This is a genomic window from Chitinophaga sp. 10T418 (assembly GCF_056394125.1).
This window is the reverse complement of record NZ_JBFTHG010000005.1, coordinates 54268-81179: the sequence shown is the minus strand read 5'-3', so window position 1 is coordinate 81179 and position 26912 is coordinate 54268. Positions and strand designations below refer to the sequence as shown.

The 26912-nt window shown below is 45.2% G+C and carries 28 protein-coding genes; 13 read left to right on the top strand and 15 right to left on the bottom strand.

The window, feature by feature from the left end; all coding sequences use genetic code 11:
• The 3 genes from AC1DCV_RS15665 (at position 1) to AC1DCV_RS15655 (ending at position 2361) form a co-directional block, all read left to right on the top strand.
• On the top strand, positions 1 to 558 hold the full coding sequence (locus tag AC1DCV_RS15665; RefSeq protein ID WP_477024012.1) for a hypothetical protein: 558 nt from the start codon (positions 1 to 3) through the stop codon (positions 556 to 558).
• Positions 559 to 589: 31 nt separating this feature from the next.
• The gene (locus tag AC1DCV_RS15660; RefSeq protein WP_477024011.1) at positions 590 to 1504 is read left to right on the top strand and encodes a GlxA family transcriptional regulator; all 915 of its coding nucleotides are present in this window, start codon (positions 590 to 592) and stop codon (positions 1502 to 1504) included.
• A 77-nt stretch (positions 1505 to 1581) separates the two neighbouring features.
• Complete coding sequence (locus AC1DCV_RS15655) at positions 1582 to 2361, top strand: DJ-1/PfpI family protein (RefSeq protein ID WP_477024010.1); 780 nt, start codon at positions 1582 to 1584, stop codon at positions 2359 to 2361.
• Positions 2362 to 2393: 32 nt separating this feature from the next.
• Here AC1DCV_RS15655 and AC1DCV_RS15650 read toward each other — a convergent pair whose 3' ends face one another.
• Positions 2394 to 4280, bottom strand: coding sequence for an ulvan lysase-like protein (locus AC1DCV_RS15650; protein ID WP_477024009.1), 1887 nt, complete (start codon positions 4278 to 4280; stop codon positions 2394 to 2396).
• 146 nt (positions 4281 to 4426) lie between these two features.
• On the opposite strand from AC1DCV_RS15650, the gene AC1DCV_RS15645 reads away from it, so the two are divergent.
• On the top strand, positions 4427 to 5092 hold the full coding sequence (locus AC1DCV_RS15645; protein ID WP_477024008.1) for a dihydrofolate reductase family protein: 666 nt from the start codon (positions 4427 to 4429) through the stop codon (positions 5090 to 5092).
• Positions 5093 to 5200: 108 nt separating this feature from the next.
• Here the strand turns inward: AC1DCV_RS15645 and AC1DCV_RS15640 are convergent, their stop codons facing one another.
• Positions 5201 to 6184, bottom strand: coding sequence for a metallophosphoesterase family protein (locus tag AC1DCV_RS15640; RefSeq protein ID WP_477024007.1), 984 nt, complete (start codon positions 6182 to 6184; stop codon positions 5201 to 5203).
• A gap of 148 nt (positions 6185 to 6332) precedes the next feature.
• On the opposite strand from AC1DCV_RS15640, the gene AC1DCV_RS15635 reads away from it, so the two are divergent.
• A complete protein-coding gene (locus AC1DCV_RS15635) occupies positions 6333 to 7025 on the top strand; it encodes a DUF2461 domain-containing protein (protein WP_477024006.1) in 693 nt (230 codons plus the stop codon).
• Positions 7026 to 7068: 43 nt separating this feature from the next.
• On the opposite strand, the gene AC1DCV_RS15630 is transcribed toward AC1DCV_RS15635, so the two are convergent.
• From AC1DCV_RS15630 to AC1DCV_RS15605, 6 genes are all read right to left on the bottom strand, one after another.
• A complete protein-coding gene (locus tag AC1DCV_RS15630; RefSeq protein ID WP_477024005.1) occupies positions 7069 to 7590 on the bottom strand; it encodes an SRPBCC family protein in 522 nt (173 codons plus the stop codon).
• 11 nt (positions 7591 to 7601) lie between these two features.
• Entirely contained in the window at positions 7602 to 8060 is a 459-nt protein-coding gene (locus AC1DCV_RS15625) for an SRPBCC family protein (RefSeq protein WP_477024004.1), read from the bottom strand.
• Between the two features lie 19 nt (positions 8061 to 8079).
• Positions 8080 to 8394, bottom strand: a complete 315-nt coding sequence (locus AC1DCV_RS15620) for an ArsR/SmtB family transcription factor (RefSeq protein WP_477024003.1) — start codon at positions 8392 to 8394, stop codon at positions 8080 to 8082.
• Positions 8395 to 8464: 70 nt separating this feature from the next.
• Positions 8465 to 9511 (bottom strand): cupin domain-containing protein, encoded by a 1047-nt coding sequence (locus tag AC1DCV_RS15615; RefSeq protein ID WP_477024002.1) that lies wholly within the window; start codon positions 9509 to 9511, stop codon positions 8465 to 8467.
• 238 nt (positions 9512 to 9749) lie between these two features.
• Positions 9750 to 10991, bottom strand: coding sequence for an RNA polymerase sigma factor (locus AC1DCV_RS15610; protein ID WP_477024001.1), 1242 nt, complete (start codon positions 10989 to 10991; stop codon positions 9750 to 9752).
• A gap of 58 nt (positions 10992 to 11049) precedes the next feature.
• Positions 11050 to 11391: a YciI family protein gene (locus AC1DCV_RS15605; protein ID WP_477024000.1), complete on the bottom strand. Its 342-nt coding sequence runs from the start codon at positions 11389 to 11391 to the stop codon at positions 11050 to 11052.
• Positions 11392 to 11661: 270 nt separating this feature from the next.
• Between AC1DCV_RS15605 and AC1DCV_RS15600 the strand changes: the two genes are divergently transcribed.
• A complete protein-coding gene (locus AC1DCV_RS15600) occupies positions 11662 to 12063 on the top strand; it encodes a DoxX family protein (RefSeq protein WP_477023999.1) in 402 nt (133 codons plus the stop codon).
• 2 nt (positions 12064 to 12065) lie between these two features.
• Here the strand turns inward: AC1DCV_RS15600 and AC1DCV_RS15595 are convergent, their stop codons facing one another.
• On the bottom strand, positions 12066 to 12452 hold the full coding sequence (locus tag AC1DCV_RS15595; protein ID WP_477023998.1) for a VOC family protein: 387 nt from the start codon (positions 12450 to 12452) through the stop codon (positions 12066 to 12068).
• A gap of 47 nt (positions 12453 to 12499) precedes the next feature.
• Positions 12500 to 12892, bottom strand: coding sequence for a helix-turn-helix domain-containing protein (locus AC1DCV_RS15590; protein ID WP_477023997.1), 393 nt, complete (start codon positions 12890 to 12892; stop codon positions 12500 to 12502).
• Between the two features lie 134 nt (positions 12893 to 13026).
• Here AC1DCV_RS15590 and AC1DCV_RS15585 point away from each other — a divergent pair, with 134 nt between their 5' ends.
• The 3 genes from AC1DCV_RS15585 (at position 13027) to AC1DCV_RS15575 (ending at position 16409) form a co-directional block, all read left to right on the top strand.
• Complete coding sequence (locus AC1DCV_RS15585) at positions 13027 to 13785, top strand: MerR family transcriptional regulator (RefSeq protein ID WP_477023996.1); 759 nt, start codon at positions 13027 to 13029, stop codon at positions 13783 to 13785.
• A 269-nt stretch (positions 13786 to 14054) separates the two neighbouring features.
• Complete coding sequence (locus AC1DCV_RS15580) at positions 14055 to 14816, top strand: hypothetical protein (RefSeq protein ID WP_477023995.1); 762 nt, start codon at positions 14055 to 14057, stop codon at positions 14814 to 14816.
• 135 nt (positions 14817 to 14951) lie between these two features.
• The gene (locus tag AC1DCV_RS15575) at positions 14952 to 16409 is read left to right on the top strand and encodes an aminoacyl-histidine dipeptidase (protein ID WP_477023994.1); all 1458 of its coding nucleotides are present in this window, start codon (positions 14952 to 14954) and stop codon (positions 16407 to 16409) included.
• Positions 16410 to 16483: 74 nt separating this feature from the next.
• Here AC1DCV_RS15575 and AC1DCV_RS15570 read toward each other — a convergent pair whose 3' ends face one another.
• Entirely contained in the window at positions 16484 to 17380 is an 897-nt protein-coding gene (locus AC1DCV_RS15570) for an NAD(P)H-binding protein (protein ID WP_477023993.1), read from the bottom strand.
• Positions 17381 to 17463: 83 nt separating this feature from the next.
• Between AC1DCV_RS15570 and AC1DCV_RS15565 the strand changes: the two genes are divergently transcribed.
• Positions 17464 to 17868, top strand: a complete 405-nt coding sequence (locus AC1DCV_RS15565) for a winged helix-turn-helix transcriptional regulator (protein ID WP_477023992.1) — start codon at positions 17464 to 17466, stop codon at positions 17866 to 17868.
• Position 17869: 1 nt separating this feature from the next.
• Here the strand turns inward: AC1DCV_RS15565 and AC1DCV_RS15560 are convergent, their stop codons facing one another.
• The gene (locus tag AC1DCV_RS15560; protein ID WP_477023991.1) at positions 17870 to 18475 is read right to left on the bottom strand and encodes a VOC family protein; all 606 of its coding nucleotides are present in this window, start codon (positions 18473 to 18475) and stop codon (positions 17870 to 17872) included.
• Positions 18476 to 18595: 120 nt separating this feature from the next.
• Here AC1DCV_RS15560 and AC1DCV_RS15555 point away from each other — a divergent pair, with 120 nt between their 5' ends.
• Complete coding sequence (locus AC1DCV_RS15555; RefSeq protein ID WP_477023990.1) at positions 18596 to 18937, top strand: winged helix-turn-helix transcriptional regulator; 342 nt, start codon at positions 18596 to 18598, stop codon at positions 18935 to 18937.
• 47 nt (positions 18938 to 18984) lie between these two features.
• On the opposite strand, the gene AC1DCV_RS15550 is transcribed toward AC1DCV_RS15555, so the two are convergent.
• Positions 18985 to 21408 (bottom strand): TonB-dependent receptor, encoded by a 2424-nt coding sequence (locus tag AC1DCV_RS15550; protein WP_477023989.1) that lies wholly within the window; start codon positions 21406 to 21408, stop codon positions 18985 to 18987.
• Between the two features lie 155 nt (positions 21409 to 21563).
• Between AC1DCV_RS15550 and AC1DCV_RS15545 the strand changes: the two genes are divergently transcribed.
• Entirely contained in the window at positions 21564 to 22268 is a 705-nt protein-coding gene (locus AC1DCV_RS15545; RefSeq protein WP_477023988.1) for a phosphodiester glycosidase family protein, read from the top strand.
• A gap of 1 nt (position 22269) precedes the next feature.
• Here AC1DCV_RS15545 and AC1DCV_RS15540 read toward each other — a convergent pair whose 3' ends face one another.
• Positions 22270 to 22452, bottom strand: coding sequence for a LytTR family transcriptional regulator DNA-binding domain-containing protein (locus AC1DCV_RS15540; protein WP_477024466.1), 183 nt, complete (start codon positions 22450 to 22452; stop codon positions 22270 to 22272).
• A gap of 189 nt (positions 22453 to 22641) precedes the next feature.
• Between AC1DCV_RS15540 and AC1DCV_RS15535 the strand changes: the two genes are divergently transcribed.
• The gene (locus tag AC1DCV_RS15535) at positions 22642 to 23496 is read left to right on the top strand and encodes an ester cyclase (RefSeq protein ID WP_477023987.1); all 855 of its coding nucleotides are present in this window, start codon (positions 22642 to 22644) and stop codon (positions 23494 to 23496) included.
• Between the two features lie 41 nt (positions 23497 to 23537).
• On the opposite strand, the gene AC1DCV_RS15530 is transcribed toward AC1DCV_RS15535, so the two are convergent.
• A complete protein-coding gene (locus tag AC1DCV_RS15530; RefSeq protein ID WP_477023986.1) occupies positions 23538 to 26894 on the bottom strand; it encodes a chemotaxis protein CheB in 3357 nt (1118 codons plus the stop codon).
• Positions 26895 to 26912: the final 18 nt, after the last annotated feature.

Here is a 26912-nt window from a genome sequence, read left to right as displayed (position 1 = left end):
ATGCCGGAACATAAACCTGATGGTACTGCATTTATAAATGTAACCACCTCACAGAACGGACACCTCAGCCATGCTTCGCTGGATTCCGTTCGCAGCGAAGAAGTACAGGAAATCATGGGGAAGATGCCACCGTGGATATTGCGTAGTGGTATTACGCTCATCGGTATCCTGGTGCTGGGCGCATTTGTAGCCGCCTGGTTTTTCCGTTATCCGGAAGTGATACCCGCAAGGGTGGTTATTACTCCACAGCAGTCCTCATACCTCGTAAAGGGAAGCATGCAAGCCTTAGGTGCCGGGAAAGTAAAAGCCGGACAAAAGGTACTTATCCGCCTTACCGCTTATCCTTACGAAGAATATGGGTTGTTGCAGGGAACGGTGATGTTTGCTGAAGCCAACGTGGCGGATACTAATTTCCAGGTAGGCATTCACCTGGATCATCTCTTACAGACAACTACCGGAAAAGAGATTCCGGTGCAACCCAGACTGGATGGCACTGCGGAGATCCTGACGGAGGACAAGAGTGTACTGCAGCGAATGTTTGGGCGATTGTGGAGATAAGCGTTTATCAATTATATCCTAATTTAGTCCGATGGTATCGAATCGGATCATATTCTTTCTTTTTGATGGGGTCCATCTCCTGGACCTGGCAGGCGCAGTGACCGTATTTTATGAATCCGGTTGTTGCGGGCAACCCTATGAACTCCGATATGTTTCACCTTACTCACATCCGGCTACTTCGTCCGGGCTTGGATTTGCGGCAGTAGATCCACTTCATACAGTAACCATTACTGCGCAGGATATCATTATTGTAGCAGGAATGGAGCTGGCCAGGTGGAACCGGGAAGACGACCATTTGTGGATGCCATGGCTACAAGCCGCTGCTGCTACGGGAGCTACCATCTGCTCCGTTTGTACGGCGGCCTTTGCATTAGCCGCTGCAGGCCTGTTAGACGGCCATAGCTGCACTACGCACTGGGCGTGGACATCTTCCTTACAAAAACAATATCCGCGCCTGAAGGTGGTAGAAAACAAACTATTTGTAAAAAGCGGAAAGCTGTTCACCAGTGCTGGGATTGCCACAGGAATTGACCTGGCCTTGTATCTTCTGGAAGAGCAGCATGGAGCTGCTTTTGCTTATATGGTAGCGAAAGATATGGTGGTGTATATCCGCCGCGACGGTACGGAATCGCAACATAGTGTTTACCTGCAAAACAGGCAGCATATCAATTACCAGGTTCACCAGGTACAGGATTATATTGCACATCATCTCCAGCATAAAATAACGATAGAAGACCTCGCGGCATTGGTGCACATCAGTCCGAGGAATCTTACCCGCCTGTTTAAATCCACTACCGGCAATACAATCGGACAATATGTTCAACAGCTGCGACAGGAAAAGGCGCAGCATTTGTTAAAAGCGCAGCACAAAGTCGCCTGGGTTGCAAAGGAATGCGGTTTTAAGGGCCCGGATCAACTGCGGCGCTTCCTGAAAAAAGCCATATAACTGTCCCGATTAGTAGTGTACTTGTCCTGATTTGTATGGCCGCTTCCGGTTAGCTTTGCCCTATAAATTATTCTGCGATGAAACAGTTGCTGTTCCTGCTCTTATTGTTGCCATGTGTGGCATGGTCACAAAAACAATCTTCTCTATATGTCTGTCCTCCCTGTGGCCCCTGTGATACGTTGGTATTTCATCAACCGGAAATTTGTCCGCATTGTGGTATGGAACTCATTCCCAAAAACACTATAAACGATCAAAAAATGACCATCTGTTTTTATCTCTATGAGGGCGTGGAAATACTTGATTTTGCCGGCCCGATGGAAGTGTTTTCCTATGCTGGTTTCAAGGTGTTCACGGTAGCAAAAAACAAAGCGCCGCTGTTATCGCAGGGCATCCTGAAAGTGCTTCCAGACTATAGCATTGCAGATGCACCGCCTGCTGATGTCTTCGCTGTTTTTGGCGGCAACGATAATATAGCCGCTGATGATCCGGAAGTAATTGCCTGGATACAGTCAAGGGATAAAGCAACCAAGAGTTATTTTTCCGTTTGCACGGGCGCTTTCATCCTGGGAAAAGCAGGGCTGCTGGACAATCTTACTGTAACTACCTTCCACCGCAGTATTGAGAATCTGCAAAAGGCAGTGCCAAAAGCTAAAGTACTGGAACACGTACGGTATGTAGATAATGGCAGAATTATTACCACTGCGGGCATCTCTGCCGGCATTGATGGGGCTTTACACCTGGTGGCAAAATTAAAGGGCGCCGATGTGGCGTTGAAGGTAGCCCAGCACATGGAATACGATAAGTATGTGCCGGAGCAGGGAATGATAGTTTCGCATGCTCCTGCAACTACCAAATAAACTGGTAAGGCAAAGGAAGACAGCTGCCTTTTTTAGGTACGATGTTTTACAACAATTTTTATATCAATGTGATTTGTTTCAAACAACAACGGAATGGCTTCCATTCCAGGCACAAAGTTGAAGATGCGATCGGTCAGTACGCCAGGTAGCTGTATTGGTGTATTGGCCGTGATCTCCACAATACTCCCCGGTTTATATATCTCCAGCAGATGAGGCGTTATCAGTTTTAGGATTTCATTATTAGTACTGATGACTGGTAAGCTATACACCGCCTTTTGATTGGTAGCGGTGCCGTGGATATGCAAAGTATTTTCCTCAAAAATATAGGTGAGACTACAATCCGGAGAAGGCGCCGGCTGTTGGGTTTCATTCACCAACAGGGAGCGGGTGTTAAAGGTGATGGCTTCGGATGTTTCCTGGTAATCCACTGTAGCCTTAAGATCATTGGTATGGAGGTATACCTGCGCGCCGGCTGTTAGTTTGAAACCGGGTGTCAAACAAACGGTATCCGCGTTTTTATCCCGCTGCATATTTAACGCTTCTACCAGTTGATATTTGTTCATGCTGCCGGCTAACAGGGGGCCGGTATCGTTATGCCATAGCAACGATAATGCGCCACCGCTGGCATGGCCGCCTTTCATGGTATACTCCTGGTCATAGCCGGTAATGGTGGCCCGCCATTTGTTTTTTGAGATAAGCCAGGTATTAATTTCCGGGAATGACTTTACGCCGTATATGCGTTCCCGTGGTAACTGAGCTGCGGTAGCCGRTTGTATGTTGGTTGCGTGCAGTAATACGGTGGTGAGGGCTTTGCTATGTGCCAGTGAGTGGGCCACACAGGGGAGGATGCCGTGTGATACATAGTGCGGACCGCCATGTAATAAATTGTCATGGGTACACAGCGCTAATAGTCTGGTATTTTGCAATGCAGCTTTGTAAAATGCCGGGTTGCCCTCAGACATTAATGCATAGGCAGGCTGGCAGCCATCGCTGGTTCTGCTGCCCCAGTAAGTCCATTTATAATTACGCGTTCCCCAGCTATTATCCCAGGCGCCATCCGGCAACATAAATTCCAGGTGTGCCTGTAAGGAGGCGGCTACCTGTTCGAGTAACGGGGTATCATTCATCAGCTTACCATATAGCACGAGAGAAGGGAGGGATTCTTCCACGTTGTAGCCCAGATCTACCGCGTAGCAGCCTTTTGCACTTTTTTCAGGAATGGGTTTGCCTTCTCCGAATAATAATTTGCTGGTGGTAATGTGAGCAAGACTTTGCTGCGCCAGGCTTTTACCTTTCGTTATAAAATGTGGTTGCTGGAGATAGGTACCTATCAGGCATAGGGCATAACCTCCAGCAATGGGGTAATTGATGTTGCCGGTATTGATAGTAAAATTTTTATAGAGATAATCACCCGCTTTTTGTAACCTGTTTTTCCATTTTTCCTGTGTGGCTTTCTCCAGCAGGTGTTCAAAGTGTACCAGTGATTCTGCCAGGGCGGTAGCACCGAATACGGTGATGCCTTTCCAGTCGCCCATGCTCACTTCATTTAGCCAGGCGCCATCAGGTGTACTCACCATGGCTTCCATCCAATCATATAAGCGTATAGCCGCATCCGTATACTTCCGGTTTTTTGTTTTGTTGGCTAAGTATAACAGCGGATAGATGGCATCGCCGCATCTGCCATGTATCACCGCGCAGGAAGGACAAAGGATCCCGCCATGCAGCCCTTTGGCGGATGGCTGATTGACCTGCAGTGCGAGCAATGCATCGCCCCATTGTTGGAGTAGCTGTTCGCTGAGTACGGTCAGTTCATTACCATCTGTTTTCAGGATCGCTGCGAAGCTGCCGATTTGCGGTAATAATAAACCGGTGCTGCTGAGTGTGGTTAACTTCAGAAAGTCCCTTCTGGATGTAATCATACGTGGCTATTGAAATGGTATCGGATGTCGCAATCACCCTCCAATAAAGTCGTGATTGCCCTGTGTCCGTGATACGCATTGAAAGTATATTTGAATTGTTATTCTACTACGGGTTTCACCAATATAATAAAACAAAAACAGAAATTATGAGAAAGATCATCGTTACCACATTTGTTTCCCTGGATGGGGTATTGCAGGCACCCGGCGGCCCGGAAGAAGATCCTACCCATGGCTTTAAGTGGGGTGGATGGACAGCCAAACTGGGGGATGCCCTAACGCATCAAACGATGAGCGGCATTATGGCGCAACCTTTTGATCTGTTACTGGGCAGGCGTACTTATGAAATCTTTGCTGCCTACTGGCCATATGCAAAGGGAAATCCTATCGGGGAATTATTCGATCGTGTACACAAGTATACCGTTTCCAGTAAACCTATTGACCTAAGCTGGGCCAGCTCTACGCTGATCACCGGTGATGTGGTGGCGGAGCTGCGGCAACTCAAAACAACGGAGGGGCCGGACCTGCTGGTATTTGGAAGTGGTAAACTCATACAAACATTGCTGAAAGAAGGCCTGGTAGATAAGTTGTATACATGGGTATACCCTGTTACCCTCGGCTCGGGTAAGCGTTTGTTTGCGGAAGGCACACAGCCGGTTCAGTGGAAGTTAGTGAATTCGATTATTTCTACTACAGGTGTTATCATTGCCACCTATGAACCGGCAGGGGGAATAGAAACAGGCACCATTGGACCGCTTCAGGAGCCTTCAGAAGCGGAGTTGAAGAGGAGGAAGGAATGGGCGAAAGAAGGATAGATGGTAAATAAAATAGCGAACAACGGTCTTCGGCTTAAGCTCCCCAAAGTGTGTAGCTTTTTGGAGATACCACAAACCAGGAGACCGTCACTCGTTTTAATAAGGAAATTAAACCCGCTTCTCCGGTAACAACCGTACTGCATGATTACTGATACTGGTAGGAAATTGTGCTTTTACTTTATCGGTTACCGGATCGCGGTAGCTGGTAGATCTTCCTTCTATATGCAGCCAGCCGGAAGGATCCAGGGTAATGAATGCAAAGAGGGCATCTTTGTAATAATGAGCGCCTGATTCAGTGTACACGTAGCTGGCACTGTTCAGCAGGAAATAATGCACCCCGTTTCTCGCGCCGTATCTGTCGTCATGATCATGACCCATAAATACGGCCATCACCCCCGTATTTTTTCCTGCTTGTTTGGCCGCCAGGTTGGCGTCGTCGAAGATGGCCAGAATTTCATCTGCATTACCTAACTCCTGGTAAAAGTCGCTCAGGAAAACCGGTTGGTGCATAAAAACGATAACCGGATGTTGGGCGGTAGCCAGGTCCTGTTTCAGCCATTCCAGTTGCGGCTGATCGGTGAAACTACGCATAGGAGAGGGTAGTGGGCCCCAGTTGCTGTTATTGTAATCTTCCAGCGTTTTATCTTCTTTCCGTAAAAAATTCCTGTCCATCACCACAAAATGGTAGCCACCCTGATCAAAGGAATAATACGGTTTTTCCATGCCCCATAATTTCATGATGGTGGCTTTGTCGCAAACATCCATATCATGATTGCCGAGTACATGGTATTTTGGACCAGTGAACCGGTTCCATTGCGCCATGATTTCTTCGGATTTTTTGGGGCGGCAAAAATCCCCGCATTGGATAATGAAGTCGGGCGACTCTTTCATCACCGCATCCATAAAGGATTTCATCCGCGCTACTTCTGGTACATTAAATTGCAGATGATGCAGATCGGAAATAACGCCTATGCGTAATTTCTTAGCACTTTTAGCCGGTTGGATAATGGGGACAGACCAGGTATTGGAGGCCAATAATAAACCTGTGCCTGATAAGCCTATTTGCTTCAGGAAATTTCTACGTTTCACCATTCACTGTAAATTTATAATTACGGAAATTAGGGTTATTCCTTTGAATTTTACAGTCATTTTTTTCAATATCGGGAAAACAGTTGAGCCTGCCCAACAAATTAAATCCGGGCAATAGGTGCTATATTTGCCAGGTCTTTAAAAATTACCAATGGCTAAAAAAACAGCACCGGCGCAGATACAACCTTCCAGTTTTGATTTTTTAAATAAGCTGAAAAAAAACAATAACAGGGAGTGGTTCAATGAACACAAAGCTGTTTTTCAACAAGAACAGCAAGAGGTAGAGGCCTTTGCAGAATCATTACTGCACGAACTCTCTGCCCATGATCTGATAGAAACGCCTTCAGGCAAAAAAAGTTTGTATCGTATTTACAGGGACACCCGTTTCTCCCATGATAAAACGCCTTACAAAGCACATTGGAGTGGCAGTTTTAAACGTGCTACCAAAAGTCGCAGAGGTGGATACTATTTTCATATTGAACCCGGTAACAGCTTTGTAGCCGGCGGTTTCTGGGGGCCCACACCAGCAGACCTGAAACTCATCAGGGATGATATTGCGTTTGACGCTAAGCCACTGCGGAAAATCATTAACAGCAAGGCATTTGTTACTACGTTTGAATCACTGAAAGGGGAGCAGTTAAAAACTACTCCTAAAGGGTTTGAAGCGGATCATGAAGCGATTGATCTGTTGCGCTATAAACAGTTTCTGCTCATCAGATCTTTTTCTGATAAGGAGGTGTTAAGCGATAACTTTTTGAAAGAGGTTAATGGAACGTTTCAGAAGATGCGCCCGTTCTTCGACTACATGAGTGAAGTGTTGTCTTCGGACCCTAACGGTGAGTAGCAGGGATATGGATGGACTGCCGGGAGCTCTCCGGCAGCCATCATTAAATCAGGTTTGCGTACACTGCTTCCAGTTCAGTTTGTGTTTTCCAGAAAGGCAGTGGTACAGTGCCTTCCAGGTTGGCAACCAGGATACCTACATGGTTATGCCATCCTGTTGATACACTTAACAGCGTAGTCTTTTTGTCGCCCAGTTTCTGATGTGTGATTACCATCAGGACGCGATCCGCCTGCTCGGTTAGCTCAAACGTTACTTCTGAACCACCTTCCCAGGTAAATGATAGCAGGTTGGGAGAATCTACTTTTAATACGGTACCGGTAAAGTGGTGCCCCTGATCCATGTCTTTATATTTTTCAGGTATCACATCGGGGAGGGGGCTGAGTTCCTTGTGCATAAAGTACAGGTCTACTTTACCGCCTTCAAAAAGTTCCATGTCTCCTTTTGCCAGCCACTTGCCGCGTTTTTCTGATTCTGTGAGGTAAGCCCATACCCTGTTGATAGGACCAGGCAAAGAGCGTTCAAACCGGAGAGTGCCGGGTGCAATGATCTTGCTGTACTTTTCCATAAAATCTTATTTTATCGTTTTGGGAATTTATCTGCGATGAGGTTCAGGTTAATATGGTGTTCCAGGTATGCTTTTAAGCCATCTAAAACCGTGGTGAAGCCGCCTGTGGAGTCGTTGATTTTGCGGAGCAGATCATCACCCTGTTCTGTAAATCCATAGTTGGAAATMGTGACGTAGGTGGTATCATCGGAGAGTGCTTCAAAATTAAAATCAACAGCAGTAGCGGGTTCGCCCCAGTCGATCGCTATTTTTTTGTTGGGTATAATTTCCTTTACAAAAGCTTTGCTGGAAGCCTGGTACATTTCCCATTCCCAGGTAACCGTTTTGCCTGCCACCAGTTTATCGCTGCCTTTGGTGAACCAGAAATGCTTTGTAATGGCTGGATCAATAAAGGCTTCAAACACTTTGCTGACAGGCTTTCTGATGAGCATTTGCGCTTCTGCGCCGGGCGTTTTATTCTTTGTCATCATGAAATAGTTTATGAATTGATTAATCTTCTTCGTTCAATAAATTCTCCAGGGTATCGAGCCGGTTGTTCCAGAAGGAGCGGTATTGTTCTGCCCATTGGGCTACTTCTTCCAGCGCTTTGAAATTGGCGCTGCAATGTCTTTCCCTGCCCTGTTTAACAATGAGCACCAGTCCGCATTCCGTAAGTATGCGCATATGCTTTGAAATGGCTGGCTGGCTCATGTTAAAGTTCTCCGCCACGGTGTTCAGGGTTTGTGTCTGTTGGGCCAGTAGCCCTATAATAGCTCGTCTGGTGGGATCTGCGATGGCCTGAAACACGTCTCGTCTTGCTTTCATTCATTTACTATTTAAGATACATAACCATTTGGTTTAGTAAAAGTATATATAACCATTCGGTTTAGCAAATTTATTTTTCGCTGGATCCATTTATAATGAACTGGTCGTTGTGCGGGAATTTATCTACCAGGGAGGTATCAACGCTGAAATTTCCTGCCAGCAAGTCTTTGGGGTTACCACTTAACCACATGCTGAGATCAATGGCTTCATATTGGCCGCTATTGAAACCAATCAACACCTTTAAAACATCAGTGCCGGTGTTTTTAATATAATGTCCTGCGCCCATAGGAACATAGCCAATATCGCCTGCTTCAAACTGATCGTTGATGAATTTTCCTTCTGCGAGGAAAACGCCCATCTCTGCGTTCCCCTGGATGTAATATTGCCATTCATCGGCATTGGGGTGCCAGTGTAATTCTCTCAAACCGCCGGGGGCTATTTCGAATAAAGTACCAGTGATAGTTTTAGCGATCGGAAATTCCTTTTGCGTAACTACCCGCTGAAGGCCGCCACCAGGCACCAGTTTGGGCTGTTGCGCATTTAACGGATAACGGTGAAGAGATAACAGGGTGCTGTCATTTCCAGGCATCGCCAATCCGGAAAGAGGAGCAGTGATCGCACTTTTAGCAAAGTATACTTCGCCGTGCGGGAGCAGGGCTACTTCTGCGGTGGTGATGCCTAAGTTCTGCGCCGCAATGCCTGGTGGCACACTGGAAATGAAATCGGTGATACTGAAGGTATGGTCTTCCGAAAAATCACCATTATCAAAGATGAGGATGAAATGACATCTTTCTGGTCCCACACATTGCAGTACATGTCCATATCCTTTGGGGAAATACCATACATCGCCGGCCTGAAATAAATCGATGTAGGTATTTCCATCGGGATGAACTACGGTAGTGCGCATATTCCCTTCCAACACATAGGCCCATTCGGCAGCATTGGCATGCCAGTGTAATTCGCGCATGGCGCCAGGCTCCAGCCACATACTTACCCCTGCAATGCCGGTGGATGCCGGGAATTCCTTTACGGAGGCGCCACGGGTAATGCCTCCCGGGCCGATTCTGGGCTCCGCTTTCTCCAACTGGTATTTAAAGTTGACAGTTTTAATAGTCATATCTCCTTTTTATGATGTAGAGAACAACCCAAAGGAGAAAAGGTTACAGCGCTTGACTGGTCCGGCTTAAGCCTCAGCAGTGGCGGTATAGGTTCCCCAAAGTGCCGGTAAGAAAAACGGTTGTTTTATAACAAGTGATTTAGGTATTTGTAGCTACGACAAACAATTGGAGTGCAAAATTTTAATCACTTGATTATCAGCAGCTGTAATTTTAATTGTGAAATAAAATTGTTCGCTTTCAATACAGCTGTTGTTCTACTATGTGCATTTTTTGCAGGATGATTTTTTTATCTGCCGGAGAATGGGCCAACTCCAGGGCGGTTTTCAAACAGGATAATGCCCGGGGATTATCTATACCTGTATAGAGTTCCCCTAACAACACCTGGTACAGATGATGTGTTGCCAGGTTCAATTTCAGCGCTTCGGTAAGCGCTACCTCTTTTCCCCTCGCTTTGGATAAGGCGTATGTTCTGTTAAGTGCCGCAATAGGAGAGTATTCCAGTTGCAGCAGGTGATTATATAGTTGCAGGATGTTACTCCATTTTTCCTTCGTATCATCTTTAATGGTATGCCAGTAAGCAATGCCTGCTTCCAGGTGATATTTTGAGATCTCCTGCCCCCGGGAGGCGGTATTTAAAAATGCCTCGCCTTGTGCAATCAGTGCCTTATTCCAGAGGTTAGTGTCCTGATCATCGTATAATACTATTTCGCCGGCGGCATCTATCCTGGCATCGAACCGGGACGATTGAAAGCTCATTAATGATAATAAGGCATGTACGAAGGGTTTGTTGGTGTTTTCATTTTCTGTCAGCAGGGAAGTTAACCGGAATGCCTCCAGGCAGAGATCTTTACGGAGACTGCTATGATGGCTGCTGGAATAATAGCCTTCATTATAAAGCAGGTACAGGGTTCTCAGCACGGTATCCAGCCGTTTGTTTATTTCCGGCTCGCCGGGAAATTCTATCCTGATCTGTTCGGCTCTTAATTTGTCTTTGGCCCGTTGCAATCTTTTGGTGATGGTTTCTTTATTGGATAAAAAGGCGGCAGCAATTTCTTCTATGCCAAAGCCACATAGTATACGCAGCGCCAGCCCAATTTGCGCTTCAGCTGCAATAGCCGGATGACAAATAGCGAACATCATCTGCAACTGGCTGTCGTGGATGTTTTTGGCGGACAGGTCTATTTCCGGTATGTCTGTCTCCGTAGCGGAATATTTTAATTGCGCTGCTACTTTCTGGCGAAAGACCGCCTCATGTTTCAGGTGATTTCTGGCTTTGTTTTTTGCCACGGTATACAACCAGGCAACAGGATTTTCGGGCAGTCCCTTGAGTCCCCATATTTCAGAGGCCGACAAAAAGGTATCACTCGCAAGGTCTTCGGCTATTTCGATATGCTCGAAGCCAAACAGCTTACATAACACCGCCGTAATTTTGCTGTATTCGGTTCTGAACAGGTGTGGTATCAGTTCATTTTTTTCCATAAATAAAAGCCTTTGTAATATTACAAAGGCTTTGGAGATTTTAAGATGAAAAGATTTTTTACATGACACTGATCTCCCTGACTTCAACACTACCACCGGTTAGGAAGATAGGGCAGCCTTTGGCCAGTTCGGCCGCTTCTTCCAGGGAGGCTGCTTTCACGATAGAATATCCGCCCAGCGATTCTTTCAATTCCGTATACGGGCCATCGGTAATGACGTGATCGGGTCTTACCACTTTACCGGATGGATGCAATCGGTCGCCACGGGCAGTCAGTTTATTTTGTGCGGCGATATCACCGATCCAGTCCATCCACTTTTGGGTGTTGGCCTGCATTTCTTCAGGAGAGCGTTTGCCCAATACGCTTAAATCTGATCTGTACACAAACAGGAAATCTTTCATGGTGTTAAGTTTTAATTGTTATAAAGCATCATAACAACTCAGTGCCTCCGGGATGGACACATTTAATACATTTTATTATTTTTTGACTGTAAGCTACCTGTAAATTAACGATTTGTATTTAATTAATGCAACACGATCAGGAAAACAACAAGTCTGATTTGGGCGCTGTTTGTTTTAAGTAGATTAGAAAATACCGGTATCCGGGTATTGTTTCACTGGCCGGTCTCCTTATATTTACAATAACCAATTACCCCCTAATCCCTGACCATTATGGCGAAGTATCCTTTTCTTTCCCTGAAGCAAACGCTGTTTTTATTACGTATAGCCGTGGCCATTATATTCCTGGCCCATGCTATTGTAAGAGTAGGTAATGGTACCATCCCACAGTTCGGTGACTTCCTCACCAACAAAGGACTGCCTTTCGGGGTAGGGTTGGTGTGGTGCATCACCGCCTATGAAATAACAGGCGGCATATTGCTGATACTGGGACGTTACATACAGTGGGTCACCGCCGGCTTTATCGCCTTGCTGCTGATCGGCATCGTATTAATACATGCATCTCAGGGTTGGTTTGTAGGAGAACACGGCACCGGCGGAAGCGAGTACAGTTTTATTTTGATAGTAGCATTAATAGTGATTGCGGCAGAGAAAAGGCCGGTTTTAAAAGATTAATATTATAATGTTTGTACCAGCTGGATATTATTCCCGCAGGTATCATTCAATACTGCTATTTTGTTGGGCCCCATTTGGGTAGGTGGCATACTGAAAGCCACACCTGCCTTTGTAAGTCGTTCGTATTCTTTTTCTATATTATCCACATTAAAGAGTGTAAACGGAATACCTGCATCAAAGAGCGCTTTTTGGTAAACCCGGGCAGGAGCGAACCCCATAGGCTCCAGCAGGAGTTCTACTCCGTCCTGTTCTTCTTTTGAAACAACCGTCAGCCAGGCATGTTCGCCTAAAGGAATTTCTCGTTTTTTAATAAAGCCCAGCACTTCCGTATAAAATTGTAATGCTTTTTGCTGATCATCTACCATGATACTGGTTACCGTTATTTTCATATGTTGTTATTTGTTTTACAAACATAACTACTGAATGGGCACGGGACTTATTGGATATTGCTTTTTTGCGCTTTCCGTTGAAATCGTGCAGGCGTGTAGCCGGTACTTCTTTTGAAAAGCGAGGTGAAAGTCGGAATGCTTTCAAACCCTGCCGCCATGCAAACTTCCCATACCTGCCGGTTGCTTTTCAGTAATTGCTTTGCAGCCTGCATTCTGATAGAAGTGAGATATTGAAAAGGGGTAACACCGTAATAGTATTTAAATAACCTGGTAAAGTGAAATTTAGATAAAAACGCTTGCTGAGCAAGTTGCTCCAGGCAGATGTTTTCCGCAAAATGTTGCTCCATAAAATGCCTGGCCTGCTTTAGTTGAAGGGTCAGATAATCTTTTGGATACAGCTCGCTATTGAGTTTTTGTACCTGTGTCGCGTAAAAATTCATGGTATAATAAAATTAAACAAATAGGTGATAATGTTGTCACCTTAAACTATTTTCAGAAAAAGTAAAAAAACGCTTGACTCTTACGTAACGTCAGCCCCTACCTTTGTTGGGGTAGGAAAAATGAAACAGTCATCATGAAGCAGTATACCGTAACGAAACTGGCGAAGTTAGCAGGTGTGAGTGTGCGCACGCTCCACCATTACGACCAGATAGGTTTGCTGAAACCATCCGTCCGTACCTCCGCGGGGTATCGGCTGTATGGCGAGGCAGAACTATTCCGGTTGCAGCAGGTGCTTTTTTACAGGGAACTGGACTTTGAGTTAAAGGATATCGGCGACATTCTGGATGATGCCGGCTTTAACCTGGAACAGGCCATGGAAGGACACCGGCAAATGCTGCTGGATAAGAAAAACCGTATAGAAGCCATGCTGGCTACTGTGGAGAAAACAATTTTTCACTTACAAAACAAAGTAAAAATGAATGTAGAAGATTTATATGAAGGCTTGCCTAAAGAACAGGCCCTGGCCTGGCGCAACGAGGCCAAAGCAAAATGGCCCGGACAGGTAGCACATGCAGAAAAACAATTACTGGCCATGGATAAAAACAGCTTTCAACAATTACAGGATAGATTTAAAACCAACTGGAGTAACCTGGCAGCAATGTGTCACCTGGATCCGGCGGCAGCAGCAGTACAGGCGGAAATAGATCTGCACTACGCATATATACTACAGTTCTGGGGCAAAACCGGTAACCAGGCGGAAGCCTATAAAGGATTAGGAGACCTGCTCGCTGCTGATGAGCGGTATGCAAAAACAGATGGTGTACCCAATCCTGCCTTTGGCCGGTTCATGCAGCAGGCGATTCATATTTATGCGGCCACGAAACTGATGTAAGTTCAAATGACGGGTAGTGMAAAAGTTCTTCTTTTGCACTACTTTGGAACGACCATATAAAGTAACCTTGTAACCCACTATCAACGCGTTTACCGCGCATTATCTGAAACACAATGGTGACATTGGAACGATTTGACAAACGCGAAATAATCGGGATAGATATTGTATTTCATGGTAGATGTATGCGAACTTATCTCTCGGAAAAAATATAATTCCGAATAAATATTATAATCAAAATACCAACGATCTTTGAGTTACAATTCCCTTTAATGCTACGCCCTACCCGTTGGTATACCTATGCCATCACAGCCCTCTGTGTTATTTTTTCTGCTGCCTGTAAACTAAAACCACAGCAAGCCGGAATAAAATCATTTAAAGTACCAGGCTATGGTGCGGTGTTTAAAAACGATACCGGTTACATTATTAAAAGAAGTGCATTGCCTTACCTGTTATCTTCTAAGCTAATCGATACCACGATAGCTGATTGGAGTTATACAACAGACAGTGATACCATCGGCAAGTACTACCAATTGAATAAAGACAGTGATTACCTGGCTTGCATACTGGACCATGGCGGAGATGGACGTGAAAATTTATTACTGTTTGAAACGCATCCCGATGGATCTGTTAAAAAATCATACCACTATTATTATGGAACTTCTCACTGTTGCTGGACTTCTGCCTTTGATGGATTTGGCAGGTTAGGCGATTATTTTTTTGTGAGAACCTGCGGCACAGGTGCAGCTATGTGCACCAGTGACCTGTATCTTTTTAAAACTGCTCAGGCGCAGGAAGAACAGCAGCCCATTTCCGAATGGTATTGGATGGGAAGTAATGCCGAGGATCCTGCTATCCACGAAGTGTTATCCGTGGTAGATGTAAAGGGAGATAGTGTTACTGTGCAATACACTGCAATAGAAGGAGTAGAGCCGGTAAAGATGGATAGCTTTGACATAACCTACCGGATGACAGATAACAGATGGGTACCAAATGATAGTACCATGTTGCATAAACATGGACTCTGGCAGTGAAACGCAGGAAGTGAAAATAATGTATTATTAAGCCCTGCCCATGTTGCTTCTCAAAAATGAATGGTAGTATCCATCCCTTTTTTGCCCGTTTGAAATGATTTGTATACTTTGCTGGCGTTAATAAACACGTTACTGATGGAATTAAAGGATTTATCTCCGCAACCGCTATGGCAGCATTTTGCCGCTTTGAATGCCGTACCCCGCGCTTCCAAGAAGGAAGAACGCGTCATTGCATTCATACTGGACTTTGGTAAAAGCCTGGGACTTGAAACAAGAAGGGATGCCATAGGAAATGTGGTGATTAAAAAACCCGCTACGCCGGGAATGGAAAACCGTCAAACGGTGATATTACAGTCTCACCTGGATATGGTGCATCAAAAAAACGGAGACGTTAACTTTGATTTTGCTACCCAGGGTATTGATATGTATGTCGACGGCGATTGGGTAAAAGCCCGTGGCACTACGCTGGGTGCGGATAACGGCATTGGTGTGGCAACCATCATGACGGTATTATCTGCTACAGACCTGGCACATCCGCCAATTGAAGCCATGTTTACCATTGATGAGGAAACCGGTATGACAGGCGCCAAACAACTGGATCCTGCTAATTTCAGCGGCACCATTCTGCTCAACCTGGATACAGAGGAAGAAGATGAACTGACCATCGGTTGCGCCGGCGGMATMGATACAAATACCAAAGCATCTTATAAAGAAGTACCTGCCGGAGCAGGATCTATCGCTTTTGATATTCGCATCAAAGGACTGATGGGCGGACACTCTGGTATGGACATTCATAAAGGAAGAGGTAATGCCAATAAACTGATGAACCGGTTGCTGTATAAAGCTAAACAAGCTTTCGATATTCAACTGGTAAGTCTGGATGGTGGTAGTTTGCGCAATGCAATTCCGCGTGAGTCGCAGGCAACAGTCACTATTCCGGAAACAGGCAAGGACGCTTTTACTGCTTTTATTAAAGAGTTCTCCGCCGTTTTAACAGAAGAATACAAGTCGATAGAGAAAGATCTTCAGGTAGTATTAAGTGCAGCGGCTACACCTGCTACCGTAATGGAGCCGGAATATTTTACCCGGTTGCTGCGTGCTGTTTATGCAGTGCCTAATGGGGTATTCCGCATGAGTCCTGATATTGAAGGATTGGTGGAGGCCTCTTCCAACCTGGCGAGGGTGATTGTAAAAGATGGTGTTTTTATTACACAGTCCCTGCAACGCAGCAGCGTGGAAAGTACGAAAGAAGACGTATCGATGGCAGTAGGCGCTGCATTTGAAAATATAGGCTGCGAAGTAGTGCAGGGCGGCGACTATCCCGGCTGGAAGCCGGATGCAGATTCCGCTATCCTCCGGCTGATGCTGAAATTGTACAAAGATCATTTCACACACGAACCTAAGGTAGGTGCTTGTCATGCGGGATTGGAATGTGGTATTTTAGGTGGTCACTTTGCGGGTGGTTTGGATATGATTTCTTTTGGGCCTACTATCCAGGGGGCGCATTCTCCGGATGAAAAAGTACAGATCTCTTCGGTGGGCAGGTTTTATGATTATTTCCTGCATATACTGAAAGAGATTCCTGTAAAATAAAAGCGTTTTTAAAAGCCGAAACCCTGAGATCTTCCGCAGGGTTTCGGCTTTTAAGGCGATGCCTGTGCTGATCATTAATTTTGACTATTATAAACAAATGCAAATTCTTTTGCAAAATCAGCGAAGCTTCTTTCGCCAAATGCGCGTTGCTGATGTTGGCGATAATCTTCAAACAAAGTGCCTTCTCTTAAAGCAACGCCTATTTCTATCACATAGATCTTCGCCATTTGTTCACTTAAGCCATTCTGGAGCATGCCTTGCAGCATGGCATCGTCAGAGAAACCAATCCAGGCCAGGTCGGGTTTGCCGATGGCGTGGCCAAGCAGGGCTGCTATTTCCGCACCATTCTTTTCATCACTTGCTACATAGCGAACAGACTTCCCACTGAAAGAAAGGGTATCCAGCGCTTCTGCAGCGGCGGCAGCGATATCGTGTGGATGCGACATCACAATATTGGCTGTTGCATCAAAATTGTTGCCGAGGATGTTTTGATGCCGGATCATATCCATGCTGCCATAGAAGTTAGAGTAAAACATACCTGGCCGCAGATGCAGCACCTGCACATCTTTCAGGGCATTAAATTTTTGCTCTACGTAATAGTTGGCGCTGGTAGGGCCGGGGCCATCAGGAATATGTGCACCAATACTGCTCAGGTTCACTACATAGCGTACACCCGTTTGGGCGATGGCGGCTGCATAACGCTCTCCCACACTTTTGATATATCCACGAAGATCAGTTGTCTGGAAGTTGGGAGGTATCATAGTATATACGGCATCTGCTTTGGCAAACGCCTGTAACAGGAAATCAGTATCCTCAATGGAACCAATGGCCGGGATGGCGTGCAGTTGCTCAATGGCGGCTGCTCTCTCCGGATTATGACTAACAACAGTTACCTGGTGTCCTTTTGCGGTTAATAGTTGTGTGAGCTGCTGGCTGATGTTTCCTAAAGAGCCTGTAATAGTAATGTTCATAAGAAATGTGTTTTAAAATTTTCTTTGACAAAAGTAGTTTAGTACTTACTTTTGTACAAGTACTTACCCTAAAGTATGTATCTATGGCAAAGACAAAAGAGAACTCCACCATCCAGGAAAACAAGAAGGCTGCATTCCAGGAATGCCCTGTCACTTATGTAATGGAAAAGATTGGCGGCTACTGGAAACCTATTATCCTGTTTCACTTATTATCCGGCAACAAAAGATACAGTGACCTGAGAAAATCAATTCCGGCAATCACCGAAAAAATGCTCATCCAGCATTTAAAGCAATTGGAAGCCGATAACCTCGTATTACGGGAAGCTAAGCCTGTTGTGCCTCCTCATGTTACTTACAGTCTTACAAAGGCTGGAGAAGCACTAAAGCCTGTGTTATACGCTATGGCAGTTTGGGCAGTGGGCGACAGTAAAGAAAACGCCGCTACTTTCCGGAGAAATCTGAAAACTTTTCCGGGACACGCGGGGTGATTTATTCATCTGCTTCTTCCGCCAGCTCCCGGCGTATCTGCATGGCTCGTACAATGTCGGCAGCTGTTTCTCCACCGGTATTTTTAAGGGCGGTATCCAGTACTTTAGCGGCTGCCCCCCGGTCTTCCTTGAAGTCACGTAAACGTATAGCCAGCGCCGTAGCTTTTTGTATCGGGGTCAGGCCAGCTTGATCTGCTGCTTCATACGCTTCCTGATCCACCTCACCCATGCTCACAAAAATGACGGAGTTGCCGGAAGGATCTGTTACCGTAAAGCGGGTTTGACCCGGCTTCATCCTGGAAATGCGCGGTAAGCCACTGGTGGCTACTTTCCCCATATGTTTGCGTAAACTTTGGGTGAACTCCGCATAGGTAGCCGCAGCATCTTTTATAGCAACAAGACAGGCGCTATATATCTTACCAGGAACATATCCTTTCTCATAAAAAAAATGCAGGGAATAACCTCCCCGTTCCACCACACCGTACTTGTAAGGTCTGTTTTGGTAATACGTGGTTTGGTAACCCAGCATTCCCCAGAATGCGAGGGTATCATCCAGGGAAACACATCTCAGTATAGGAGCAGACATCCATTCTTTTTGAATCATCATTTGTATATTTTAGTCCTGCAAACATATTTTTTAATTTTATTTTCACTGCTTTATATACTTTTTTGACGATAAAGGGAGAATAGAGTAACTACTTGATTGTAAACAAATTAGTTTGTGGCTATGAAAGATTTTATACATCAGAGCAGGATATATTACAGTCCTGTTGAATTTGCACTGGCACATATCGGCGGTACCTGGAAGATGCCCATTCTACTTACTTTGCGCGAAGGCCCGGTGCGATACGGCGATTTAAAAAAGGCCATTGCACATATTTCAGATAAGATGCTGATTACACAACTAAGGGAGTTGGAAGAAAAGGGGATGGTAATGCGTAAGACGTACAAGGAAAAGCCACCGAGAGTGGAATATGCATTAACTGCCAGGGCGGAGCAGGCCCTCCCGGCAATGGATGTTTTAACGGCGTATGGGCAATACCTGATGAAGGAAGAAGGGGTGGAGTAGAAGAGCTATCTCCAGGCAGACTGAAAATAGCCCTTCAGTTTTATAGTTTAATGTATACGACCTCTTTCCTCTTCATTGCCGTTGTCATTGTTGGCGGCTTTATGTTCACTGCTACCAAAGCGATAAGTAAACCCTAATAAGATATACCTGCTTAACTGGAAGTTGGTGAATTTCTGTGGTACGCCATTAATGTTGGAAGTCACGGCAGTAGCGCTGCTGCGGAAGATGTCATTCATCGTTAAAGTAATATCTACCTTCTGTTTAAGTACGGCGGCTTTCAACCCGATATCCATTTTGTAATAGGCATCCGATTTCCCGATATGATCTACTTCCGGGAACTGATACCAGGCATTGACGGCGGCAGCAAAAGTTTTGTCCTTGTTGAGCCAGATGTTGTTATTGGTAGCCAGGTATAATCCGAAACCGCTCACGCCCTGAATATAGGGAAGCGTAGATGTTGCATTGGTATGATAGAAGGTGACCTGGTTATTGTTATCCAGCCAGGAGAATAAGTGAAGGGTGATGTTTTCTGAAATACCCACCCGGTATGTCTTCAGGAAGTTTAACGGTTTCGTATATACGAGATTAGTATCGGGGCTGGCGATCGTCAGGTTGTTAAAACCATTCTCTGTAATATTGAAAAATACAGAAGAAGTCAGGATACTTTTATACGTATGTGATACTTCGAAGTTGGTGTTGTATTCCGGATTTAAATACGGATTGCCCTCTCCATAGCTATACGCAGTGTAGAGCGATTTAAACGGATTCAGGTTCCAGAAGGAAGGGCGGTTAACGCGCTTGCCAATGGTGAGTGCCAGGCTGTTATCGGTATTGGCCTGGTAAGAAACCGACAACGATGGAAACAACCGGAAATATTTATTGATGGTAGTTTGATCAAGGGTGTAGGAATAACCTTTGGTTTGGGTTAATTCTCCCCTGAGTCCAGCTTCAAACTTCCATTTGCCCTGTTCTTTATTCATGCTGATATACAGGGCCTGTGTATTTTCCCGGTAATCAAATTCATTACTCAGGTCAGTGTCATAAGTCAGTTCACCCTGAGGGCTTTTTTTATAGTAGAATGCATTGCTGTAGTTATCGATGAAACTCAGTTTGGTGCCAAACATGATTTTTGCAAAGGACGCAGGTATTTCGGCATCCGCTTTAAAGGTGTAAATATTGAAGTTCTGTTTGTTGTTATCATAGTAGCGGGTAGTAGCCATCGGATGCAGCAAGTCAGTACCCAGGTAATTATGACTTTCAAAATCAGACTTATCTGTGCGGTAGTAATTCATGTAATCTGCGTTCAGCAATAGTTTGCGGCCGGTAGTATCAAAATTGATAACGGAATGCAGGTTAACGGAATTGCTGAGGGCAACAGGGTAGTAGGTAGCATAGGTTCTTAAGAGAGAATCCATTTTCCCGGTGTTGTTATTGTAAACGGGATTGTTCACATGATCTGAACCATCGTAAATGTTTTTGCCGCCCTGGTAGTTGATGCCGATAGTGGTTTTGGAACTGATCTTGTAATCAGCGCCTGCTACCACATTTATATTTCGATATTTATAATCACCGGTATCGCTCTGCAGCCAGGTTTGTTTCGGATAACTAAGTACCGTCTGAAAGCCTTCCAGGTGATGATCCTGGTCTACGTTGATGCTGCCATAAGCCGACCAGCGTGCTGTGTTGTAATTGAGCGTGGCGCTGGCATTCAGCGCTTCGTAGTTGCTGGTGCCAAAAGCTTTGGCAGGACTGTAAAACCAGTGTTTGGCGTTGGCCTGTATGTTGCCGGAATACCCTTGCTTTTTACTTTGTTTGGTGGTAATATTGATTAACCCTGCATTGCCTTCTGCATCGAAGTTAGCGGAGGGGTTTTTGAGCAATTCAATTTTAGAGATCTGGTTGGCAGACATCGATCTCAGGTAACGGATCAGCTCCAGGCCGGATAATTGTACCAAACGGTCGTTGATCATTACTTTCACTGCGCCCTTGCCGGCGATACTGATTTCATTATCATTCACTTTGATGCCCGGTACTTTACCGATGGTAGTGAGTACATCGCTGCCGGTAGCCGTAATGCTGGATGAAACATTGTATACCAACTTATCAGGACTATCATTAATAGCAGGCTTCGCTGCAGATACCACCACTTCATCCAGGCGGGTATTGGCAGACTGCAACAACAGGGTAATAACAGTATCTTTTTGCAGGGTGAGCTGCAATACGGCAGATTGATAACCGGTCAGCGAGGCACTTAGCTCATATTGGCCGGCTTCCAGTTTGCGGAAGCGGAAATGCCCGGCACTATCGGCCTGCACGGCCTGTTGCTGAGCGGAATGAAGACGTTGTATACGGATGATCGCAAAGGGAAGCTGTGCTTCCGTGGCACTGCGCACGGTTCCGGAAAGGGTTGACTGGGCATAAGCATGACTACAGAACAGGCTGATTAGAACCAGCGGGAAAAATAATTTCAACTATAACGGAATTTATGTAAAAAGATAGTCACCAAGATAATAAATAACACCCGGAGGGGAAATGATAACATGATAAGTGGTAAAGTCCCGATAAGCTGGGAGGAGTTGTGAAAGTCAGGAATAAATGTTAGGTTGAGTACGTAAAACACGATACCATGAAAATTGTTTTATTCGCGCTGCTTTCCCTGACAGGCATTAAATCATGGTCACAGGATAAAATAGCCTCCTATATCGTTACCCCTAATCAGCGGATCCATTTTTACTGGAAAGTACTGCCAGGACAGACTTTCAGCACCATAGCAGACCTTAGAAATAAGCTGGCAGCTAAAAATGACACCCTTGCTTTTGCCATGAACGGGGGAATGTTTCAGCCAGACTATGCACCGGTAGGATTGTATATCCAGCGGCAGCAGGAAATAACACCGCTGAACCTCACCAGCACAGAGGGGAATTTCGGTTTGCAACCTAACGGTGTTTTTTACCTGACCACCGAGCAGGTGGCGGTTGTTTGTGCCAGCAACCATTTCAGGAATGACGGACATATTAAATACGCCACGCAATCAGGCCCTATGCTGGTGATTGATGGCGCCATTCATCCTGCTTTTAAAGCCGGTTCAAAGAACCTCAATATCAGGAATGGCGTAGGCATTTTGCCGGATGGCAGTGTGCTGTTTGCCATTTCAACAGCACCCATTAGCTTTTATGATTTCGCCCTGTTTTTTAAGAATAAAGGATGCAAAAATGCCCTGTACCTGGACGGCGTTATTTCCCAGATGTATTGTCCGGAAAAAGAGATGTGGCAAGACAACGGGAAATTTGGTGTGATCATCGGCGTGGTGAAGCCTCCAGTAGTATTATGAATTACATTAATCCTTTTTTCAGATCATCGCGCCTGGACCTTGATACCGGAACCGTACTACCGTCGAGCATCAGCAGGTAGCCGCCGGATTCTTTTACCATACTGCGTACAAACTTTTTGTTCACCAGGTGTGATTGGTGGCAGCCCCAAAACCAGTACCAGCAACACCAGGAGTATTCCCTTATTCATAATTAAAGATATATTATTTGAATAATTGTTTTTTGTAAAAATGCGTAGCCTTCCCCGTTATAATATGCTCCTTCTTGAAAGTGACCACTCCCGGTTTGAATTTGACCCCTTCCCACATAAATCAATGATTTTTTACAATTCCTGGTCCGGGCACCAGGCTACTTTTGTATAAAATAATGAATGCCATGAACACGATAAAAACAGCAACAGCCACCATATCCCTGCTATTAGCCGGCGCAATAATGCCTGGAATAGCAAATGCACAGGAAGTAAACAAACACGCAAACAATAAAACATTTACCATGGAAAACAATAAAGCGATCGTACAGGAATTATATGAAACATCTTTGAATAAGAAACAGCTGGAGTTATTACCCAACCAGATATCTGAAGAGTTTGCAGGTGCAGGAGGTGCAAAAGGGGTAAAGGGATTTATAGACCCATTCATGCCACTAATCAATGCCTTCCCGGATATTCAGTATAAATTAATCACGCTGGTAAGTGAAGGAGATAAGGTAGTGGCCCGGTGGAAATGGACGGGTACGCAAACCGGCACCTTCCGGAATGTTCCGGCTACCGGCAAAACGATCAGCAGTGATGGCATCTCTATATATGAATTCAAAAACGGGAAAATAGTGGGTTCAGATGTGCAGCTCGATCGTTTGGGTATTTTACAATCCCTGAATGTGGTGCCGGCCAATATAGCACCGGTAAAGCCAATAAAAGACCAGGTTCAGTTCATCGATAAATTCCTGGTACCTGCAAATGCCATTGCTGAATTCAAAGAAAGAACCACGTTTAACCGTCAGTTCATCAAAACCTTGCCAGGATTCATTACGGATGCAGAATACGTGTATACCGATGAACAAGGTAACCTTATCTGTATAACGGTGGCGCAGTGGGAGAATAGAGAGGCCCTGGCAAAGGCAAAAGAAACGGTGCAGGCAAAATATAAGGAACAGGGATTTAATCCCGCAGAAATGTTCAAACGCTTAGGCATAACAGCCGACAGAGGCATCTATACCGCAGCAGCCAACTAAAAGTAGTGGAAGGAGGTGTGCAGGGACTGCTGCACACTTTTTTATTTTTTCGGAGCAGCAACAGGCAAAGCCTGCGTTACCGGGAGTATAATCTGAAATGTGGCGCCATCCTGATTTTTTGAAACGCCATAAATTTCTCCCTGGTGGTTGACAACAATCTTTTTACATAAAGCCAGGCCGATGCCGGTGCCGGCGTATTCGTCCACATTGTTTAAGCGGTGGAAGATCAGGAAAATCTGGTCAGCATACTGTGGTTCAAACCCGATACCATTATCTTTAAAGCTGATCACGTAATAAGATAATTTAGGGTGAAGCCCTACCATTTTCTTTTGGGCCTCCTTCGTTAGTTTGCTCGCAGAAATGTGAATTAACAGGGGCGTATCTTTCCTGGAAAATTTAATAGAATTGCTGATCAGGTTATAGAAAAGCTGGCTGATTTGTACTGGTATAGCTTCAATCACCGGCAATTGCTCCCGATAGATCACCACATTTTTTTCATGGATGAGTAAATCAAAATCATTGATTACCTGGGTCAGCACCTCATTCAGATCTATTTTATCAAACGGTACATCTCCGTGGAGTATCCTGGAAAAGTTGAGGACTTCCTTAATCAGGTTTGACATTCTTTCTGCAGATGAGAGTATTTTACTAATCAGCTCCAACGCTTTTTCCGGGAGATCTTTTGTGAACCGGTCATTCAGCGTAGAAGAGAAGGTTCGGATTTTACGAAGTGGCTCCTGCAGGTCATGAGAGGCGATGTAGGCAAACTGCTTCAGGTTTTCATTGGAGTGCTGCAGTTTTACATTGGCTTCGTGCAGAGAGAACGTTCTTTCTGATACCTGTTTTTCCAGTTCATCGGTAAACAGCTGTACTTCTTTTTCCAGCGTTCTCTTCACCGTAATATCTTCAATGGCCAGCAGGATCAGTTGTTCTTCGTTATGATCTCTCAGGATGCGGCTGGCATTTAAAAGCATCATGCGCTCACCGAGGAGAGGGAAGGAGTGGATAACTTCAAAATCAACGATATTGGTTTTTTCCGGTAATATCTTTTCCAGCATTTTGCGGAGACCAGGGATATTCCATTGTTTATTGTTGAATTCAAACAGGTGCTTGCCTACGATACCTTCTTCGGTGGTATGAAAAATAGTATAAAATGGCTGGTTCGCACTTTTTACTTCCAGGTTTTTATTCAGGATGATAAAGGGTTCGCGGATGGTGGTAACGATAGATTCAGCATATAGCCGCGAAAGATCTAACTGTTCATTTCTGTCAGATATTTCCTGGTTTACAATAATGAGTTCTTCGTTGCTGGTTTGTATTTCTTCTTTGGACGTTTCCAGTTCTTCGTTCAGGCTTTGCAGTTCTTCACTGCCGGAAAGCAATTCTTCGTTAGCGCTCTGCAGTTCTTCATTGGTAGCCTGTTGTGCGCCCGAAATATTTCTCATATCCTCTCTTACCTGGGCCAGCTCTTTTTGCAGGGACTGGATCCTCGTGCGATCTTTGCTTTGTTTCGGCTTATCAGTAGTATCCGGTTGTTCCCTGCTGATAGCGGTATCTTTAAAGAGAATTAAATAATGTGGTTCAATCGTATTCAGCAGTGGAATCACTTCAATGGTCACCAGGTATTCCGTGTCTGTAAACAAAAAAGGAATGTCTGATTTTACCATCGCCGCTTTACTGCTTTTAGCTTTATGCAGGGTGTTCCGCAGTTCAAAAGCCAGTCCTTCCCGGGCCATTTTCAGGACATTCAGGTCGGGCTTACCAGAAGAGGATTCCAGCCATCGGCCGGTGGCTCCCCGGAATTGGACAATTTCCAGCTGATCATTTACGATGACGCCGGCAGGCGCATACCTGGACAGGATGACCTCATCTGCATTTTTCTGGAAATCATCTTTTGCACTTTCATTTCTTGTTGATCCGTAGGTAAGTCCTTTAAAAACTTCCTCCTTCCGGTCAGGTATTAAATGCATGAATTTACCGGGTATCGCTTTGCGGGTATAAATTTTAGCGTGGTTATCTAACACGTTATAGAGTTCTGCCGCAGGACCGGTTGTTTCGGATTTACCCAATATCAGGATGCCTTTGTCTTTCAGTGCATAATGAAAAGTGGTCAATGCTTTCTTTTGCAATACCGGTTCCACATAAATGAGGGAGTTACGGCAGCTGATCAGGTCCATTTTTGCAAATGGAGGATCTTTCAGATAGTTATGACAGGCAAATATGCAGGCTTCGCGGATAGATTTATGAAGCCGGAATTTGTTGTCTGTTTTAGTAAAGAATTGTTGCAGGCGACTGGCAGAAACACCACTTACTTCACTCTTTTTATAGATGCCAGTTCTGGCTTTATCTATAGCGATTTCAGATATGTCAGTAGCAAATACCTGTATCGGTGTCACAGCCCCCTGTTCGCCCAGGTATTCGTGTAAACATATCACGATGGAGTAGGCTTCTTCCCCGGTAGAGCACCCTGCTATCCAGATCCGGATAGGTTCATTGGCAGATTTATTTTTTGCCAGTAAAGGAATCACCGTTTCTCTTAATTTCTCGAAGATGTCCGGATCCCGGAAAAACTGGGTAACAGGTATGAGCAGGTCCTGGTATAAATTATCCTGCTCTGCTTTATTTTCTTTCAGGTAAACAAGATACTCGCCTATGCTTTCTTTCATGCTCAACGAAATGCGGCGTGCCATACGGCGGCGTATCGTTGTCTGTTTATAATGGGTAAAATCAACGCCCCGGCGTATATGAAGCAGGGACAGGATTTGCCGGTATCCTTCTTCTGCGGATAGAGTGCTGCTACCATCACGCTTGGTATCGCCTAACAACATCAGTTGTTTGGGCATTGCTTCCGGTGACAATATGAAATCCGCCACGTTTGCATCAATAGCGCTTTGCGGCATACCATCATAAGCAGCTGATGCCGGTTGCTGAGCGAATGTAGTACCGCCACGCTCTTTGATATCTTTCAGGCCAATCGTACCATCTTTGCCGGTACCGGATAAAACGATGCCAATCGCCTGGTGCTGATGTACTTCTGCCAAAGAGCTGAAGAAGAGATCAATAGGCATGTTTTTTTGATTCCGTGGCAATCGGGGGCTTAATTGTAAAATACCATCAGTGGCCGTCAACAACTTATTGGAAGGGATGATGTAGATATGATCCGGAGCAACATGAATGTTGTCTGTTATTTCCTGGATGGGAATTTTAGTGACCTTTTGCAGCAGATCTGCCAGGATGCTTTCGTGAGCCGGGTCCAGGTGCTGTACCAATATATAGGCCATGCCTGAATCGGCCGGAATTGCTTTTAATAATCGCTTGAAAGCATCTAGTCCACCTGCTGAGGCGCCAACGCCTACAACAGGGAAGAGGTTGGATGAGCGTATTTTTACCTTATCCATGTTTAACCATGCATCCCG

Coding starts and splice junctions, on each gene's coding strand:
- AC1DCV_RS15665 (WP_477024012.1), top strand. CDS start 1: ATGCCGGAACATAAACCTGATGGTACTGCATTTATAAATGTAACCACC.
- AC1DCV_RS15660 (WP_477024011.1), top strand. CDS start 590: ATGGTATCGAATCGGATCATATTCTTTCTTTTTGATGGGGTCCATCTC.
- AC1DCV_RS15655 (WP_477024010.1), top strand. CDS start 1,582: ATGAAACAGTTGCTGTTCCTGCTCTTATTGTTGCCATGTGTGGCATGG.
- AC1DCV_RS15645 (WP_477024008.1), top strand. CDS start 4,427: ATGAGAAAGATCATCGTTACCACATTTGTTTCCCTGGATGGGGTATTG.
- AC1DCV_RS15640 (WP_477024007.1), bottom strand. CDS start 6,184: ATGGTGAAACGTAGAAATTTCCTGAAGCAAATAGGCTTATCAGGCACA.
- AC1DCV_RS15635 (WP_477024006.1), top strand. CDS start 6,333: ATGGCTAAAAAAACAGCACCGGCGCAGATACAACCTTCCAGTTTTGAT.
- AC1DCV_RS15630 (WP_477024005.1), bottom strand. CDS start 7,590: ATGGAAAAGTACAGCAAGATCATTGCACCCGGCACTCTCCGGTTTGAA.
- AC1DCV_RS15620 (WP_477024003.1), bottom strand. CDS start 8,394: ATGAAAGCAAGACGAGACGTGTTTCAGGCCATCGCAGATCCCACCAGA.
- AC1DCV_RS15615 (WP_477024002.1), bottom strand. CDS start 9,511: ATGACTATTAAAACTGTCAACTTTAAATACCAGTTGGAGAAAGCGGAG.
- AC1DCV_RS15610 (WP_477024001.1), bottom strand. CDS start 10,991: ATGGAAAAAAATGAACTGATACCACACCTGTTCAGAACCGAATACAGC.
- AC1DCV_RS15605 (WP_477024000.1), bottom strand. CDS start 11,391: ATGAAAGATTTCCTGTTTGTGTACAGATCAGATTTAAGCGTATTGGGC.
- AC1DCV_RS15600 (WP_477023999.1), top strand. CDS start 11,662: ATGGCGAAGTATCCTTTTCTTTCCCTGAAGCAAACGCTGTTTTTATTA.
- AC1DCV_RS15595 (WP_477023998.1), bottom strand. CDS start 12,452: ATGAAAATAACGGTAACCAGTATCATGGTAGATGATCAGCAAAAAGCA.
- AC1DCV_RS15590 (WP_477023997.1), bottom strand. CDS start 12,892: ATGAATTTTTACGCGACACAGGTACAAAAACTCAATAGCGAGCTGTAT.
- AC1DCV_RS15585 (WP_477023996.1), top strand. CDS start 13,027: ATGAAGCAGTATACCGTAACGAAACTGGCGAAGTTAGCAGGTGTGAGT.
- AC1DCV_RS15580 (WP_477023995.1), top strand. CDS start 14,055: ATGCTACGCCCTACCCGTTGGTATACCTATGCCATCACAGCCCTCTGT.
- AC1DCV_RS15570 (WP_477023993.1), bottom strand. CDS start 17,380: ATGAACATTACTATTACAGGCTCTTTAGGAAACATCAGCCAGCAGCTC.
- AC1DCV_RS15565 (WP_477023992.1), top strand. CDS start 17,464: ATGGCAAAGACAAAAGAGAACTCCACCATCCAGGAAAACAAGAAGGCT.
- AC1DCV_RS15560 (WP_477023991.1), bottom strand. CDS start 18,475: ATGATGATTCAAAAAGAATGGATGTCTGCTCCTATACTGAGATGTGTT.
- AC1DCV_RS15555 (WP_477023990.1), top strand. CDS start 18,596: ATGAAAGATTTTATACATCAGAGCAGGATATATTACAGTCCTGTTGAA.
- AC1DCV_RS15545 (WP_477023988.1), top strand. CDS start 21,564: ATGAAAATTGTTTTATTCGCGCTGCTTTCCCTGACAGGCATTAAATCA.
- AC1DCV_RS15535 (WP_477023987.1), top strand. CDS start 22,642: ATGAACACGATAAAAACAGCAACAGCCACCATATCCCTGCTATTAGCC.
- AC1DCV_RS15530 (WP_477023986.1), bottom strand. CDS start 26,894: ATGGATAAGGTAAAAATACGCTCATCCAACCTCTTCCCTGTTGTAGGC.